Below are 15,128 nucleotides of genomic sequence, written 5' to 3' on the forward strand. Positions count from 1 at the left end.
GGGCTCCACGCTGCAGACCGTGACAGTGAGAAGCAGTACACGCGTCACGCCGAGCATTCCGACTCGTGACCACCCGGGGGCCATCACTCACGGTTGCAGGTCAGCGCCGGATTCGCACCGGCTTCCCTCGCACGCACGCGCATTCAGTTGTCCTTCGCGGCCCGGACGGCGCGAGGCCACCCGTTCCAGCGCCCAACTCTACGCGGGAGCAACACACATGACCAGGCCATGTGAAGAGCATTCGCGACCTGATGGTCCCGGCGGGCGGCCCGCGCCTTGCGGGCCGGCACGTCCGCGATGCCCTCCCGCAGCGACGCCGCACCGTCGGCCAGCGGGATCCCCTCACCGCGGGCGCGGTGCTGCCCGGCCCACCGCGCGGCGGCGGTCTTGAGCCCGGAGAAGGAGAAGGCGCCGGGGGCGTTGCGCGGCCCGGTCAGCGGGCGGGGAAACGCCACCGCGCACCGGTCCCCGCCGTGGGCGGCGCGGCCGATGGCCCGGCCCGCCCGGATACGGCGGCCCGAAGAGGCGCGCCGCCTTGTCGAAGCACTCGCCCGCTGCGTCGTCCACGGTGTCCCCGGCCGGGCTCCTCACCTGCCATGGAGGACCACCGTCCGGGGCGCGGCGAGACGCCAAGGGGCCGGGAAACCCCGCGGTTCCCCGGCCCCTGGCCTACGGTGCCGCGCGTCAGGCGCCGGCTGCTCCGCCCGCGGTGGTGGCGGCGCTGAAGCGGCGGGTGATGTCCTCCCAGTTGACCAGGTCCCACAGCTTAGTGACGTAGTCGGGGCGGACGTTCTTGTACTGCAGGTAGTAGGCGTGCTCCCAGGCGTCGAAAACCAGCAGCGGGGTCGAGCCCTGGCCGACGTTGCCGTGGTGGTCATAGACCTGCTCCACGATCAGGCGCTTGCCGAGCGGCTCCCATGCGAGCACACCCCAGCCCGAGCCCTGCACGGAGGCGGTGGCGACGGTCAGCTGCTTCTTGAACGCCTCGAAGCCGCCCAGGTGCTCATCGATCGCATCGGCCAGCGCCCCGTCGGGGCGGTCGCCGCCGTCCGGGGAGAGGTTCTCCCAGAAGATCGTGTGCAGGACGTGACCGGAAAGATTGAACGCGAACGTCTTCTCCAGCCCGACCAGCGCGGTCGGGGGGATCTGCTCCCTCTCACGGACCTCGGCGATCTGCTCCAGGGAGTCGTTGGCGCCCTTGACGTAGGCGGCGTGGTGCTTGGCGTGGTGCAGCTCCAGGATCTGCCCCGTGATGGCCGGCTCCAGCGCCGCGTAGTCGTAGGGAAGGTCAGGGAGTGAGTAAGTGCCCATCAGGCGCAGCCCCTTCTGGCAGCGGGTGATCGTCTCGGGAGCAAGCCTAGACCGTTGTTGCGAGTAACTTGCAATAGCCTCACTTGTGTATCAGCATGATTGTGGCGGGGTCGGCCCGTCAGCTTTCGGCGACGCCCCGCCCACCGGGCAGGGCGCCAGCGGAGAGGTGATCGTCTTCTCATCCGGCACCCGCCGGCCCCGGCCGACCTCGTTCTCTGCCATCGCCCCGGCGATCCCCCGGTGCACGTCAGGCGGCCCGAGAAGGCACAACAGGCTGGGCGGATCCCCGGGCGGGAACATCCCCGCCCGTGGTGCCGTCGGGGCGGGCTGTTCGACGACTCCCTCCGTTACTCACCATCTCGAAGCGCGGGGGACGGCCGCGTCACGTGCGCCCGGAAACGGAAGATCTCAGCGAGTCGGGTGACGTGCGATATCGAAAACCAAGCTCAGAGCCGTTGTCCTATCGATCACGAGGACGGTTTCTGATCGAACGGGACCCCTGGCCGGCCGGGTGGGCGAAAGCAGGCCCTCCGGTGCAGCACGAGGGTTGCGAAGCCAACTGTGCCGAAAGGCCCTGTTGTCCCAGTCTCAGTTGTCGGGGAGCGGGCGCAGCAGCGGTCGGCAGTACCGCCGGAGCATCGCCGCGTACGCGGTGCCGAAGGCGAGCCAGGCCAGGTACAGACCTGGCAGGCCGAGGCTGAGGTGCACGCCCAGCAGCCAGCCCAGTGGGATGAGCAGCGCGTAGTCCGCGGTCACCGAGGTGGTCATGGTGGCCCGGGTCCGTCCTGCGGCCCGCAGCAGCGCGCTCCAGGACATCGACAGGGCGACCGGTGCCATGCTCAGCAGGGCCCACGGGGGGCGGCCCAGGCCGACGCCGTGACCCCGTCGTCCGCCGAGGCCAGACCGTAGGCGGGGTGTGCCAGGGCCAGGGCGAGCGCCCCGCACACGGCGAGCAGGAGCAGCAGGTGCTGCCGGCTGGCCCGGTGCCAGGCGATGGCGCGGTCCTGCCGACCAGCACCGAGTTCCTGTCCCGCCAGCACGGTGAGGGCGGTGGAGACGGAACTGAGCACGATGAACAGCACGAGGGTGAGTGTGTCCACCAGGCGGTAGGCGGCCAGGTCGGCGGTGCCGATGCGGGCGGCGAAGCCCGCGAGCAGTACCTCGTTGATGTAGCCGACGCCGAGGGTCGTCATCTCCGGCCACCCCAGGCGCCACAAGTCGCAGGAGATCTCCCGGGTGCCGGGGGCTTCCCCGTCGTCGCGGGGGAGCCGTCTGTGGCCGTAGGCGCCCATCAGGACGGCGCCGGTCACGGCGGCGGTCGTCGCCACCGCCGCGCCCTCGATCCCCCAGCCGGCACCGAAGATCAGTGCCGCGCCGAGCGGCAGGTTCACCGCGTTGACGGTCAGCGCGGTGTAAAGCGTGATCCGGGTCGCGCCCACACCCGCGCAGGCCGCCTGGAGGGTCACGGTGATCGCCGCCGCGGGCACCGACCAGGCCACGATGCGCAGGTAGGAGGTGCCGGGGCCGAGGACGGCGTCCGAGGCGCCGAGGGCGGTGAACGCGGTCGGCGCCGCCGTGTACAGGAGTGCCGCCAGGGCCAGCCCGGTGACCAGCGAGCCGGCCAGCCCGGCCCCCACGACCCGGGCCACCTCGGCCGGTCGGCCGGCGCCGTGCGCGCGGGCGACCCGGACTTGACGGCCCCGGCCCACCCGCGCACCACGATCAGCGTCACCAGGTGCACCGGCGCGGCCAGGGCGAAGGCACCCAGGGCTCGCGTGGACAGCCGCGCGAGCAGCACCGTGTCCACGACCCCGATGGCGACCTGGGTCAGCCCGGCGATCGCGAGCGGCAGCGCCAGGGGCGCGACGCGGCGTGCTGGGGCCGCGGTGTCCGGTGCGGTCACAGCTCCGCCCGCGCCGCTTCCAGCGGCTCCGGGTCGCGGTCGAGCAGGACCAGGGTGTCGACCCGGGAGTCCGTCCAGGCCAGGATGCGGTCGATGATCGCGGGCCGCGCGGCGACGATCGCCCGCCCGGCCTCCGCCAGAGCGGAGCCGGCGTTGCCGTCCAGCAGCCGGCCAGCCACCTTCACCCGCAGCCCGGCCGCCAGCGCGGCCAGGTGGTCCTCCATGACCAGCCGGTGCAGCAGCTCCGCCGCCTCCGGGCGGGCTCCCGGCCCTTCGGCCGGTGGCCCGGGGGAGACGCAGCGCCGGGCCCGTGTCGGCGCGTTGCAGGTCGCGCAGGTCGGGGACCACGCCATGCACGACCGCGCAGGCCAGCAGCGGTGACCAGAGGCGGGCGGCATGCCCGAGCTGGACCAGGGAGGCGGCGATGCGCGGCTGGGTGATGCCGTACCGGGCGGTGGTCGCGGCGACCAGGTCGCCGCTGCCCGACGCGTAGCTTTCGGCGACCGGGTGCCAGCCGTCGTCCAGGCCGCCCACTGTCACGGTGAAGAAGCTGTGGTGTCCGAGGGGGGACTTGAACCCCCACGCCCTTAATCGGGCACTAGCACCTCAAGCTAGCGCGTCTGCCATTCCGCCACCCGGACGGGGTGTGTGTTCACCGGGTCGCTCGTGCGCGGTGACGTGGAAACCATAGCAAAGTCCGGGGCGTGACGACGGCCTCGGGTGGCCTGGGCAGGTGGGCCTTGGGGTGGGCGGGCGGGACGGGGGAGGATGGGGCGGACAACTCGTAGGAGGAGGCAGCGTGAGCCAGTCGAGCGCGACAACGGACCGTACTGGAGGCAGCCCGAGGGCTGAGGACGAGGTCGTCGGGCTCTGCCGCGATCTCATCCGGATCGACACCAGCAACTACGGCGACGGCTCGGGGCCCGGCGAGCGCGCCGCCGCGGAGTATGTCGCCGAGCAGCTCGCCGAGGTCGGGCTCGAGCCGAAGATCTTCGAGTCCGGCCCCGGCCGCGCCTCCACCGTCGCCCGGATCGAGGGCACCGACCCCTCGCGCCCGGCGCTGCTGATCCACGGGCACACCGACGTCGTGCCCGCCAACGCCGCGGACTGGACGCACGACCCGTTCTCGGGGGAGATCGCCGACGGCTGCGTGTGGGGCCGGGGCGCGGTCGACATGAAGGACATGGACGCCATGACCCTGGCCGTCGTCAGGGACCGGCTGCGCAGCGGGCGCAAGCCGCCGCGGGACATCGTGCTGGCGTTCCTCGCCGACGAGGAGGCGGGCGGCCTGCACGGGGCGCGTTTCCTCGTCGATCACCACCCCGAGCTGTTCGAGGGCGTGACCGAGGCCATCAGCGAGGTCGGCGGCTTCTCGTTCACGGTCAACGAGAACCTTCGCCTCTATCTGATCGAGACGGCCCAGAAGGGCATGCACTGGATGCGGCTGACCGTCGAGGGCACCGCGGGCCATGGGTCGATGACCAACCGGGACAACGCCATCACCGAGCTGTGCGAGGCCGTGGCCCGCCTCGGGCGGCACGCCTTCCCCGTGCGCGTCACCAAGACCGTGCGCGCCTTCCTCGACGAGCTATCCGACGCGCTCGGCACCGAGCTCGACCCGGAGAACATGGAGGAGACCCTCGCCAAGCTCGGCGGCATCGCCAAGATCATCGGCGCGACCCTCCAGAACACCGCGGCCCCCACCCAGCTCGGCGCCGGGTACAAGGTCAACGTGATCCCGGGCCAGGCCACCGCGCACGTGGACGGCCGCTTCCTGCCCGGGTTCGAGGAGGAGTTCCTGGCCGACCTCGACCGCATCCTCGGGCCCCGGGTGAAGCGGGAGGACGTGCACAGCGACAAGGCCCTCGAGACGACGTTCGACGGCGCGCTCGTGGACGCCATGCAGTCCGCGCTCCAGGCCGAGGACCCGGTGGCCAGGGCCGTTCCGTACATGCTCTCCGGCGGAACGGACGCCAAGTCGTTCGACGACCTGGGCATCCGCGGCTTCGGGTTCGCCCCGCTGAAGCTGCCCCCCGAGCTGGACTTCGCGGGCATGTTCCACGGCGTGGACGAGCGGGTCCCGGTTGACGGCCTCACCTTTGGCGTCCGGGTCCTGGACCGCTTCCTCGACCAGTGTTAGGAGCGGATCACCCGAAAATCGGGCTGATGTGCGGCGTTCCTCAAGGTGAGTGAAAGAACACGACTTCTGGTGTCCTCGTTTCTTCCTCGTCGTTGCAGCAAGTGCAGTCCCCGGCAGGGACCGCATTGTCAACAAGGAGGAAGAATGATCAAGAAGGTCGTCGCCGTTGCGGCTGCCACCAGCGGGCTGGTGCTGGCTGGTTCGGGGCTGGCTCTTGCGGACTCCAACGCGGGTGGGGCCGCGATCGGTTCGCCCGGTGTCCTTTCCGGGAACGCCGTGCAGATTCCGGTGAGCATCCCTGTCAACCTCTGCGGGAACACCGTCGACATTATCGGTCTGCTGAACCCCGCCTTCGGTAACGTCTGCGTCAACAAGTGATGCCCTGCCCCACACGATGAGGGCTTAGCCGCGGTCCCGGAGCGCGCGTCGCTCCGGGGCCGTTCCGGCTGCATGGAGGGTGCGGGTGCCCTCAGCCCCCACCCCGCACCCATGAGACAACGAGGCAGGGAAAACACCATGCGACAGGTCACGAGCAAGGGCCTGATCACCGTGGCCGCCGCCGGCGGCCTGCTGACCGCCCTCTCCGGCGGCAGCGCGTACGCCGACTCGGACGCGGCGGGCGCGGCCGCGTTCTCCCCCGGAGTGGCGTCGGGGAACTCCGTGCAGGTGCCGGTCCATGTGCCGGTCAACGCCTGCGGGAACACCGTCGATGTCGTCGGCGCGCTGAACCCCACGTTCGGCAACAACTGCGTCAACGCCAGCGGAGGGCACGGGACTGGGGGCGGCGGAGCCCAGGCCGGCGGGGGCGCCATCGGCTCCCCCGGCGTGGCGTCGGGGAACTCCGTGCAGGTGCCGGTCGACGTGCCGGTCAACGCGTGCGGGAACACCATCGACGTCATCGGCCTCGGCAACGGCACCACGGGCAACGCGTGCGGCAACGGCGGCCAGGCCGAGCGCCCGGAGCGTCCCGAGGAGCCCGGGGCCCCCGAGCCGGAGGAGCCCGAAGGCCCCGAGGAGCCGGACGACGAGGAGCCCCGCACCCCGCCGGTCTCGGACGACGACCCGACGCCGCCGCGCGGCCGCGGCGGTGACCCGGTGGAAAGCGGCGACCCCGTCGACACCCGGCCGCAGCTGGCGTCCACGGGCAGTGGCCTGCCGATGACCGGCGCGCTGCCGCTGGGCGCGGGCCTGCTGGTCGGCGGCTACGTGCTCTACCGGCGCGGTCGCCTGGCCGCCCGCGGCTGAGCAGCACCGGTCAACGCCCGGGACCCGCGCACGCGGCTCCCGGGCGTCACCATGTGGCGCGTAGCTGTCGGATGATCTTCCGCCGGAGCCGCACCCGGCGGCTGCCGTCCGGATAGAGGCGCAGCCGTGCCAGCTCCCAGTGCCCGTACTCGGCGTGGTCGGTCAGCAGGCGGGTTGCGGCGGCACGGGAGACCCCTCGTGGCACATACACATCGCGAAACTCATATTCCGGCATCGTATCTATTGTGCGGGCAAGCCCCCGATGCCGATACCGTCTGCACCATGTCTGATGCCGTGCAGCCCACCGCTGCCCAAGTCCGCGCCGCCGCCGACGCGCTCAAAGAGGCGATCGACCGGCACCTCGCCGTCATCGAACGGCGCAGCTCGGCGTCCGGAGGGGACGACGAGGACGATGACGCGGTGTTCGCCGCGTTCAACGAGATGGCAGCCGCGGGTGAGGCGTACGACGAGCTGCTGTACGACGTCTACGACGAGGTCACACCGTTCGAGGTGCCCGAGACGGACGGCGTGACCCCGTACTCGGGGCCTGACGAGCCCGTCGCGCTGAGTCTGTTCATCCGCAGGGATTACTCGGTGGTCGAGCCGAGGCGGCTGGTGGCCCAGGCGCAGCGGGTCGCCGAGCTGGATCCCGAGGCCGCGGACGGCGAGGAGCCGGAGGACGACGACGCCGCGGGGCGGGGGACGCAGACCGCGCTCGGTGTGCTGTTCGGGGAGTTCGATCCGGACGAGATCGCCAGCAGACACAAGGAGTTCGGCCTGGAGGAGGGCGACGCGACGCTCTGGGTCGTGGCCGCCGAGCCCGCCGAGCCGGGGGAGTGGCTGGCCGCCCCCTTCGACGCCGTCGACCCCGAGCGGGTGCTGTGCCGCTTCGACATCAGCGAGGCATTCGAGGAGGACGACCTCGACACCGTGGACTGACCCCGGTCGACCGACCCCGGGCCCTAGCCAGTCGCACCGGCCACCGCCTGCTCGCGCAGGAGCGCGCGCAGGCGGGTGGTCCGCTCGGTGGCCGGGGGTTCGGCGACCGCCCTGGCCAGCGCGGGGCCCACGCCCTGCACCACCGAAAGGTGCCGCTCGGCCCTGCCGAACGCCGTGTACACCCACGACCGGTCGATGGCCGCCGCCGCGTCGCCGGGCAGCACCACCACGGCGGCGGGCCAACGTCCGCCCGCCGCCTGGTGGGCGGTGACGGCCCAGCCGTGCCGCACGGTCTCCCCGACCAGCTCCCTCGCCACCCGGAACTTCCCCTCGAGCCCCTCGAGCCACAGCCCTTCGCCGTCCGCGTCGGCCACCGTCGCGAGGCGCGTGTGCCCGGGAGCGGGGGAGTGGGCCACCAGGTCGCCGGGGTCGAAGCCGCCGAACCTGCCGGGGCCCGGGTTGATCCGCTCCTTCAGCGCGGCGTTCAACGCCCGGGTGCCCGCCGCGCCGCCGTGCCCCGGCGTGATCACCCGCACGTCCCTCGGCGCCTGGCCGAACGCCCGCGGCACCGACTCGGTGACCAGCTGCACCGTGCGGTGCACGGCCTCGCCCGCGTCGCGCACCGGGACGATCACCACCTCGTGGCCGGGCGCGGCCACCTGGAGCAGCTCCCCGACGCCCACGCCCGAGACCAGCTCCCCGATCGGGCCTGGGTCGGGCGTGCGGGACGTGACCCGTGGGCAGGTCCCCGAGGCCAGCACGTCGGCGAGCACCTGGCCGGGACCCGCGGCTCCCAGCAGGGCGGGATCGCCGCTGAGCACCAGGCGCGCCCCGTCGGGCAGCGCATCGACGAGCGCCGCCGCGTCCTCCGCGCCCAGCCGCGCGGCGTCGAGCACGGCCACCAGGTCGAGCGCAAGCAGCCCCTCCTCGTCGCGGCCCGGGCCCTCGGCTTCGCTCAGCAGCCCGGTCAGCGTGACGGCGGCCTCCGCGTCGGCGGGCGGCAGCAGGGCCGCCAGCCGCGCGCGCCCGTCGGGCCCTTGCGCCGCCGCGTACGCCCGAAGCCCCAGCGCGCGCGCCGCCGCGACCAGCGCCAACGGCTCGGCGCGCGCCGCTTCGCCGCCCGTGTGCGCGACCACGGCGCCGCCCGCCGCGGCCCGGAACAGCTCGGCCGCCGATGGCGTCGCCCTCGCGGCCGCGGCCTCCCAGCCCTCCGCGGGGAAGCCCGCCTCGGGGAGCGCGCCGAACGTGCCGCGCAGCCGCGCCAGTCCGTCGGCCAGGTCCTCCTCGGCCATGGCGTGGCGCTCCAGGCCGAGCAGCACCCGCGCCCTCGGCTCCTCGTCCTGCTCGCCGCCCGCCGCCTGCTCGTCCAGCGGCTCTCGGAAGACCAGGGCGGCGCCCGCCTCGATCGCGTCGCGCACCGCCGCCTCAGGGTCGGGAACGGCGTGGCCCGCCAGTCCCTCGGCGACCGAGGGCAGCTCGACGGCGGTGTGCCCGGCGCGGGCGGCGCGCTCAAGCAGCCAGCCCACTAGGGCGCGCGCCCTGCGCTCGTCACCGGGGGCGCACTCCTCGCCGAGCAGCGCCCGCGCGAAGCCGTCCGCCTGCTCGGGGAGGACCCCCGCGACCGCGAGCAGCCGCCACGGGTCGGCAAGCAGCTCGTCGGCCGCGCCCTCGCCGAGCGCCGCCGCCACCCGCGGCGCAAGCGCCTCGGGCGCCCCGCCCCGCGCGAGCAGCCCCGGCAGCTCGGTGGGCACCGCGACAGGCTCCCGCGCCGCCGGGGCCGCGCGGTCGGGCGCCGGGCCCGCCGCCCGTGGCGGCCGGGCGGGGGCGCGCGGGGGCGTGGGCCTGGTGAAGAACGAGTCGGCGGAGCGCTCCCCGCTCTCCACCGCGCGCACGGCGGCCCGCAGCTCGTCGGCCCGGGAGCCAGGGCCCTGCGATGGGGTGGCGTTCTCCGCGGTCACAGCGCACTCCAGTCGTGGTCGGGGTAACGGTGCACCGGGGCCGACACGTCGTCCAGCGCCCGGCAGATCTCTTCAGGAAGGCTAAGGTCCTCCACTGACAACGCGTGCCCGAGCTGACGCGCCGTGCGCGCGCCCACGATCGGCGCGGCCACCCCCGGCCTGTCCCGCACCCACGCGAGCGCCACCTGCAAGGGCGTCACCGCGAGCCCGTCCGCCGCTATCGTCACCGCGTCCACGATCCGGCTCGCCGTCTCGTCGAGATAGGGCGCGACAAAGGCCGCGAGCCCCTCCGAGGCGCCGCGCGACTCGGGAGGCGCCGTGCCCTGCCGGTACTTGCCCGTCAGCACCCCGCGGCCCAGCGGGGAGGACGGCAGCAGCCCGATGCCCAGGTCCAACGCGGCGGGCAGCACCTCGCGTTCGACCCCGCGCTGGAGCAGTGAGTACTCCATCTGCGTGCTCGCGAGCCGGGTGCGCGCCCCCGGCGACGCCAGCTGCCAGGTGGCGGCCTTGGCGAGCTGCCAGCCGCAGAAGTTGGAGACCCCGGCGTAGCGGGCGCGGCCGCTGGCCACCGCGATGTCGAGGGCCTGGAGCGTCTCGTCGAGCGGGGTTGCCGGGTCGAAGGCGTGCACCTGCCACAGGTCCACATGGTCGGTGTTCAGCCGCGTGAGCGAGGCGTCGAGGGCCGCGAGAAGGTGCCCGCGCGAGCCGTCGAAGCGGCGGTCGGGGTCGGGAACGCTGCCCGCCTTGGTCGCGATCACCACCTCGTCGCGCGGCACGAGGTCGCCCACGAGACGGCCCAGCAGATACTCGGCCCCGCCGTCCCCGTAGACGTCCGCGGTGTCCACCAGGGTGCCGCCCGCCGCCCAGAACACCTTCAGCAGCTCCGCCGCTTCCTGCTCCCCGGTGTCGCGTCCCCAGGTGAGGGTGCCGAGTCCGAGCCGGGAAACGCGCAGGCCGGTCCGGCCCAGGTGCCTGAGATCCATGGGCGTTGAGCGTACTTGCGGCCAGGCGGTACAGTCCGGGGGACCGGCGGGTTACCGGCCGGTAAGGGCGGCCTTGAGGAGCGGACATGCGACTGGGGATCAACCTCGGCTACTGGGGAGCCGGGATGGACGCGGACAATCTCGCCGTCGCCCAGGAGGCGGACCGGCTCGGATACGCGGTGTGCTGGGCCGCCGAGGCGTACGGCTCCGACGTGCCATCGGTGCTCGCCTGGGTCGCGGCGCGCACCGAGCGGATCGACGTCGGCTCGGCCATCCTCCAGATCCCGGCCCGCGCCCCGGCCATGACGGCGATGACGGCGGCGACGCTTGACCTGCTCTCGGGCGGGCGCTTCAGGCTCGGCCTCGGCGTCTCGGGCCCCCAGGTGTCCGAGGGCTGGTACGGCGTCGCGTTCGACCGGCCGCTGGCCCGCACGCGCGAGTACGTCGAGATCGTCCGCAAGGCGCTCTCGCGCGAGCGGCTGACCCACGAGGGCGAGCACTGGACGCTGCCCCTGCCGGGGGGCCCTGGCAAGCCGATCAAGCTCACCGTGCACCCCGTGCGCCCGCATATCCCGCTGTACATCGCGGCCATCGGCCCCAAGAACCTCACCCAGACCGGCGAGATCGCCGACGGCGCGCTCCTGCCCTTCTGTTCCCCCGCGCACGCCGAGGAGACGGCGCTCGCGCCCCTGCGCGCCGGGCGCGCGAAGGTGGGCAAGGGGCTCGAAGGCTTCGACGTGGTACCCACGGTTCCGCTGGCGCTCGGCGACGACATCCCCGCGCTCGCCGACCACTTCAGGCCGTACACGGCGCTGTACGTCGGCGGCATGGGCTCGCGCGAGCAGAACTTCTACAACCGCCTCGCGCAGCGCATGGGTTACGCCAAGGAGGCCGCGGAGATCCAGGAGCGCTACCTGGCGCGCGACCGGGACGGGGCCGCCGCCGCGGTCCCGCACCAGCTCATTGACGACACCACGCTGATCGGTCCCGTCGCGCGGATCGCCGACCGGATGCGGGCGTTCGCCGACGCCGGGGTCACCACGCTCTCGCTCATGCCCGCGGGCTTCACGCTGGAGGAGCGCGTCGCTGGCCTGCGCGCCGGAGCGGAGGCGTTGGAACGCGCCGGGCTCGCCTGAGAACGCTACCGCCGAAGGGCCTACGCTGGCGGCATGCCCACCCTGCTGCTCCTCCGGCACGGCCGGACCACCGCCAACTCCGCTGGCCTGCTGGCCGGTCGCGCCCCCGGCGTCCGGCTCGACGACCACGGCCAGGCCCAGGCCGCCGCCCTGCCCGAGCGGCTGGCCGGTGTTCCCCTGGCGCTCGCCGTGCACAGCCCGTTGGAGCGCTGCGCGCAGACCCTGGCGCCCCTGCGCGCGGCCCGCCCCGAGCTGCCCGTGCGCGCGGACGACCGGGTCACCGAGTGCGACTACGGCCAGTGGACCAACCGCGCGCTCAAGGAGCTGGCCGACGAGCCGCTGATGGCCACCGTCAGGAGCCAGCCGTCCGCCGTGGTCTTCCCCGGCGGCGAGGCGCTGCGCGACGTGCACGCCCGCGTGGTCGCCGCCGCGCGCGGCTGGGACGCCGCGGTCGCCGCCGAGCACGGCCCCGACGCGGTCTGGCTGATGTGCACCCACGGTGACAACATCAAGGCGATCGTGGCCGACGCCCTCGGCCTCCACCTCGACCTGTTCCAGCGCATCGCGCCGCACCCCGCGTCGCTCACCGCGATCCGCTACGGCAGCCCGCCGTTGCTGCTGCGCTTCGGGGACACCGGCGACCTGGCCGAGTTCGTCCCGCACACCGAGGAGTCGGCGCGGGACGCGGCCGAGGCCACCGAGGCGCCGGTGGGCGGTGGTGCCTAGGCACGGTGATCGCGAAGCGCAGTAGGGTGCCAGTGTCCCAAGCAGTCGACCCCACGGAGCAGTACGTGTCCCGTCAGGTGTTCCTCTACGACCCTCCCGAACGCTTTGTCGCCGGGACCGTCGGGCTGCCTGGCCGCCGTACCTTCTTTCTTCAGGCCACGGCGGCAGGGCGTACGACCAGCGTCGCTCTGGAGAAGGCCCAGGTGGAGGCGCTGGCCGAGCGCATCGACGAGCTGCTTGACGAGGTGGTGCGCCGCTCGGGCGGCAACACCACCGTGCCCGCCGTCGCGCCCGCCGAGCTGAGCGACACCGGACCGCTCGAGACCCCCGTCGAGGAGGAGTTCCGCGTCGGCACCATGGCCCTGGCGTGGGACAGCGACAGCGAGCGGATGATCGTCGAGGCGCAGGCGCTCGTCGAGCTGGACGCCGAGTCGGAGGAGGCGTTCGCCGAGGCCGAGGAGCGCCTGCTGCGCGACGACGAGAACGGCCCCCCGATGCTGCGGGTCCGGCTCAGCGGCACCATGGCGAGGGCGTTCGCCAAGCGCGCCCTCGAAGTCGTCAACGCCGGGCGCCCGCCCTGCCCCCTGTGCAGTCTCCCGCTCGACCCGGAGGGACACGTATGTCCGCGCCAGAACGGATACCGGCGCAGCCGGATGTGACGGCGGGCGAGGTGCTGGCCCGTGGTGAGCTGACGGTGGTCGGGCGCATCACGGACGCCTCCAACGCGGTGCTCTACGCCACCGCCGAGCTGGACGGGCACAGCGTGCCATGCGTGTACAAGCCGGTCGCGGGGGAGCGCCCGCTGTGGGACTTCCCCGACGGGACCCTGGCCCAGCGCGAGGTGGCGGCCTACGAGGTCTCCCGCGCGCTCGGCTGGGACATCGTGCCGCTCACGGTCCTGCGCGACGGCCCGCTCGGCACCGGCATGTGCCAGCTGTGGGTCGGGCCGACGCCCGAGGACGAGGACGTCCCCCAGGGGCCCGGCGACCTGCTCGCCCTCGTCGACGCGGACGAGCCGGGGCCCGGCTGGAAGGCCGTCGGGTTCGCCGAGGTCGGCCCCGGCCGCTCCGCCCTGCTGGTGCACGCCGACGACGAGCGGCTGCGGCGCGTGGCCACCCTCGACGCGGTGATCAACAACGCCGACCGCAAGGGCGGGCACCTGCTGCCCCTGGCCGACGGGCGGCTGCACGGGATCGACCACGGCGTGACGTTCCACACGGAGAACAAGCTGCGCACCCTCCTGTGGGGCTGGGCGGGCGAGCCGCTGCCCGGGCCCGAGCGGGAGGCGTTGCGCTCCCTTGACGCCCAACTCGCCGACGGCGCCCCGCTGTCCACCAGGCTCGCGGAGCTGATCACGCCCGCGGAGTGCGACGCGCTGCGCGCCAGGACGGCCGCCCTGCTGCGGACCGGGCGCCTGCCGGGCCCGAGCGGCGAGTGGCCCGCGATCCCCTGGCCGCTGGTGTGAGAGGCGCCTCCGCCCTGTCGTAGTGGCGGCCTCGGCCGGTTAGGCTCGGGGCATGTATGCCTGGCCAGCCTCCAAAGTTCCCGTTCTGCCCGGTCAAGGCCGTGATCTCTCGATTCACGACACCGCGAAGGACCGCCGCGTCACCCTCACGCCCGGTCCTGTCGCCCGGCTCTACGTCTGCGGCATCACCCCTTACGACGCCACCCATCTCGGACACGCGGCCACCTACATCGCGTTCGATCTCGTCCAGCGGGTCTGGCTCGATACCCAGCGCCAGGTCCACTATGTGCAGAACGTCACCGACATCGACGATCCGCTGCTCGAGCGGGCCGCCGCCACGGGGGAGGACTGGACGGCGCTCGCGGAGCGCGAGATCGCGCTCTTCCGCGAGGACATGACCGCGCTGCGGATCCTGCCGCCGCGGGACTACGTCGGCGCCGTCGAGGCCATAGCCGACATCGTTCCCCTCGTCGAACGGCTGCGGGACAGCGGCGCGGCCTACGAGCTCGACGGAGACGTGTACTTCTCCGTCGAGTCCGACCGGCACTTCGGCTCCGTCGCGTGCCTGGGCACCGACACCATGCTGGCCCTGGCCGCCGAGCGCGGCGGCGACCCCGGCAGGGACGGCAAGAAGAACCCCCTGGACCCGCTGCTATGGCAGGCGGCCCGCCCCGGCGAGCCCTCCTGGGACGGCGCGTCGCTCGGCCCTGGGCGCCCCGGCTGGCACATCGAGTGCGTCGCCATCGCGCTCGACCACCTCGGCATGGGCTTCGACATCCAGGGCGGCGGGTCCGATCTCGCCTTCCCGCACCACGAGATGGGCGCCTCGCACGCCCATGTCCTCACCGGCGCCCACCCGTTCGCCCGCTCCTATGTGCACAGCGGGATGGTCGGGTACGAGGGCGAGAAGATGTCCAAGTCCCGCGGGAACCTCGTCCTGGTCTCCCAGCTGCGCCGCGCCGGGGTCGACCCCGCGGCGATCCGGCTCGCGGTGCTCGCACACCACTACCGCGCCGACTGGGAGTGGACCGACGCGGAGCTCACGTCGGCCCAGGCGCGGCTCGCCGCGTGGCGGGCCGCCGTCTCGCGCCCCGACGGGCCACCGGCCGACGCCGCGGTGGAGGAGATCCGCGCGGCGCTCGCCGACGACCTGAACGCGCCGGCGGCGCTTGCCGCCGTGGACCGCTGGGCGGCCGACCAGGCCGCGGGCGGCGGCGGGGACACCGGAGCCACCGGCGTCGTCTCCCGCGCCGTGGACGCGCTCCTCGGCGTCGCCCTGTAGAACGCTCCTCACGTCCCGGGCCCGTGGGCGCCGACGGCTC

16 protein-coding genes, 1 tRNA gene, 1 pseudogene and 1 riboswitch are annotated in these 15,128 nt (G+C 73.6%); of the genes and pseudogenes, 9 read left to right on the forward strand and 9 right to left on the reverse strand.

The genetic code is table 11. From position 1 onward, the window contains the following. Nucleotides 1-53 precede the first annotated feature (53 nt). Nucleotides 54-126, reverse strand: a riboswitch (cobalamin riboswitch). Nucleotides 127-245: 119 nt separating this feature from the next. The 6 genes and pseudogenes from DEH69_RS00840 to DEH69_RS00865 form a co-directional block, all read right to left on the reverse strand. After that, a pseudogene (locus DEH69_RS00840) lies at nucleotides 246-576 on the reverse strand (tRNA (adenosine(37)-N6)-threonylcarbamoyltransferase complex transferase subunit TsaD); the annotation flags it as partial. A gap of 108 nt (nucleotides 577-684) precedes the next feature. Further along, nucleotides 685-1,311: a superoxide dismutase gene (locus DEH69_RS00845; protein ID WP_113684907.1), complete on the reverse strand. Its 627-nt coding sequence runs from the start codon at nucleotides 1,309-1,311 to the stop codon at nucleotides 685-687. Nucleotides 1,312-1,899: 588 nt separating this feature from the next. Beyond that, nucleotides 1,900-2,148: a hypothetical protein gene (locus DEH69_RS00850; RefSeq protein ID WP_113684908.1), complete on the reverse strand. Its 249-nt coding sequence runs from the start codon at nucleotides 2,146-2,148 to the stop codon at nucleotides 1,900-1,902. Between the two features lie 2 nt (nucleotides 2,149-2,150). Next, complete coding sequence (locus DEH69_RS00855; RefSeq protein ID WP_113684909.1) at nucleotides 2,151-3,020, reverse strand: MATE family efflux transporter; 870 nt, start codon at nucleotides 3,018-3,020, stop codon at nucleotides 2,151-2,153. A gap of 190 nt (nucleotides 3,021-3,210) precedes the next feature. Then, nucleotides 3,211-3,567: a hypothetical protein gene (locus DEH69_RS30890; RefSeq protein ID WP_147255332.1), complete on the reverse strand. Its 357-nt coding sequence runs from the start codon at nucleotides 3,565-3,567 to the stop codon at nucleotides 3,211-3,213. A gap of 200 nt (nucleotides 3,568-3,767) precedes the next feature. Then, nucleotides 3,768-3,855: transfer RNA gene (locus tag DEH69_RS00865), tRNA-Leu, on the reverse strand. Between the two features lie 158 nt (nucleotides 3,856-4,013). Between DEH69_RS00865 and DEH69_RS00870 the strand changes: the two genes are divergently transcribed. The 3 genes from DEH69_RS00870 to DEH69_RS33320 all read left to right on the forward strand — a co-directional run bounded on the left by DEH69_RS00870 (nucleotide 4,014) and on the right by DEH69_RS33320 (nucleotide 6,599). After that, on the forward strand, nucleotides 4,014-5,354 hold the full coding sequence (locus DEH69_RS00870) for a M20/M25/M40 family metallo-hydrolase (protein ID WP_113684911.1): 1,341 nt from the start codon (nucleotides 4,014-4,016) through the stop codon (nucleotides 5,352-5,354). 144 nt (nucleotides 5,355-5,498) lie between these two features. Then, on the forward strand, nucleotides 5,499-5,732 hold the full coding sequence (locus tag DEH69_RS00875) for a chaplin (RefSeq protein ID WP_113684912.1): 234 nt from the start codon (nucleotides 5,499-5,501) through the stop codon (nucleotides 5,730-5,732). Nucleotides 5,733-5,870: 138 nt separating this feature from the next. Next, complete coding sequence (locus DEH69_RS33320) at nucleotides 5,871-6,599, forward strand: chaplin (protein WP_113684913.1); 729 nt, start codon at nucleotides 5,871-5,873, stop codon at nucleotides 6,597-6,599. A 46-nt stretch (nucleotides 6,600-6,645) separates the two neighbouring features. On the opposite strand, the gene DEH69_RS00885 is transcribed toward DEH69_RS33320, so the two are convergent. Beyond that, nucleotides 6,646-6,834, reverse strand: a complete 189-nt coding sequence (locus DEH69_RS00885; protein WP_113684914.1) for a DUF5703 family protein — start codon at nucleotides 6,832-6,834, stop codon at nucleotides 6,646-6,648. Nucleotides 6,835-6,881: 47 nt separating this feature from the next. Here DEH69_RS00885 and DEH69_RS00890 point away from each other — a divergent pair, with 47 nt between their 5' ends. Then, entirely contained in the window at nucleotides 6,882-7,538 is a 657-nt protein-coding gene (locus tag DEH69_RS00890; RefSeq protein WP_113684915.1) for a hypothetical protein, read from the forward strand. Between the two features lie 23 nt (nucleotides 7,539-7,561). Here the strand turns inward: DEH69_RS00890 and DEH69_RS00895 are convergent, their stop codons facing one another. Then, complete coding sequence (locus DEH69_RS00895) at nucleotides 7,562-9,496, reverse strand: helix-hairpin-helix domain-containing protein (RefSeq protein WP_258534353.1); 1,935 nt, start codon at nucleotides 9,494-9,496, stop codon at nucleotides 7,562-7,564. Beyond that, nucleotides 9,493-10,479 (reverse strand): aldo/keto reductase, encoded by a 987-nt coding sequence (locus DEH69_RS00900; RefSeq protein ID WP_113684917.1) that lies wholly within the window; start codon nucleotides 10,477-10,479, stop codon nucleotides 9,493-9,495. The genes DEH69_RS00895 and DEH69_RS00900 overlap by 4 nt, the downstream gene beginning before the upstream one ends. A gap of 86 nt (nucleotides 10,480-10,565) precedes the next feature. Here DEH69_RS00900 and DEH69_RS00905 point away from each other — a divergent pair, with 86 nt between their 5' ends. The 5 genes from DEH69_RS00905 to mshC all read left to right on the forward strand — a co-directional run bounded on the left by DEH69_RS00905 (nucleotide 10,566) and on the right by mshC (nucleotide 15,088). Beyond that, nucleotides 10,566-11,615, forward strand: coding sequence for an LLM class F420-dependent oxidoreductase (locus DEH69_RS00905; protein WP_113684918.1), 1,050 nt, complete (start codon nucleotides 10,566-10,568; stop codon nucleotides 11,613-11,615). A gap of 33 nt (nucleotides 11,616-11,648) precedes the next feature. Beyond that, entirely contained in the window at nucleotides 11,649-12,341 is a 693-nt protein-coding gene (locus tag DEH69_RS00910) for an MSMEG_4193 family putative phosphomutase (protein WP_113684919.1), read from the forward strand. A gap of 65 nt (nucleotides 12,342-12,406) precedes the next feature. Then, nucleotides 12,407-13,000: a DUF3090 domain-containing protein gene (locus DEH69_RS00915; RefSeq protein ID WP_113684920.1), complete on the forward strand. Its 594-nt coding sequence runs from the start codon at nucleotides 12,407-12,409 to the stop codon at nucleotides 12,998-13,000. Beyond that, nucleotides 12,961-13,806, forward strand: coding sequence for an SCO1664 family protein (locus tag DEH69_RS00920; RefSeq protein ID WP_113684921.1), 846 nt, complete (start codon nucleotides 12,961-12,963; stop codon nucleotides 13,804-13,806). Before DEH69_RS00915 ends, DEH69_RS00920 begins: the two co-directional genes overlap by 40 nt. Nucleotides 13,807-13,858: 52 nt before the next feature. Further along, nucleotides 13,859-15,088: a cysteine--1-D-myo-inosityl 2-amino-2-deoxy-alpha-D-glucopyranoside ligase gene (gene mshC / locus DEH69_RS00925; RefSeq protein ID WP_113684922.1), complete on the forward strand. Its 1,230-nt coding sequence runs from the start codon at nucleotides 13,859-13,861 to the stop codon at nucleotides 15,086-15,088. Nucleotides 15,089-15,128 lie beyond the last annotated feature (40 nt).

The organism is Streptomyces sp. PT12, assembly GCF_003311645.1.
Classification (GTDB): Bacteria; Actinomycetota; Actinomycetes; order Streptomycetales; family Streptomycetaceae; genus Streptomyces.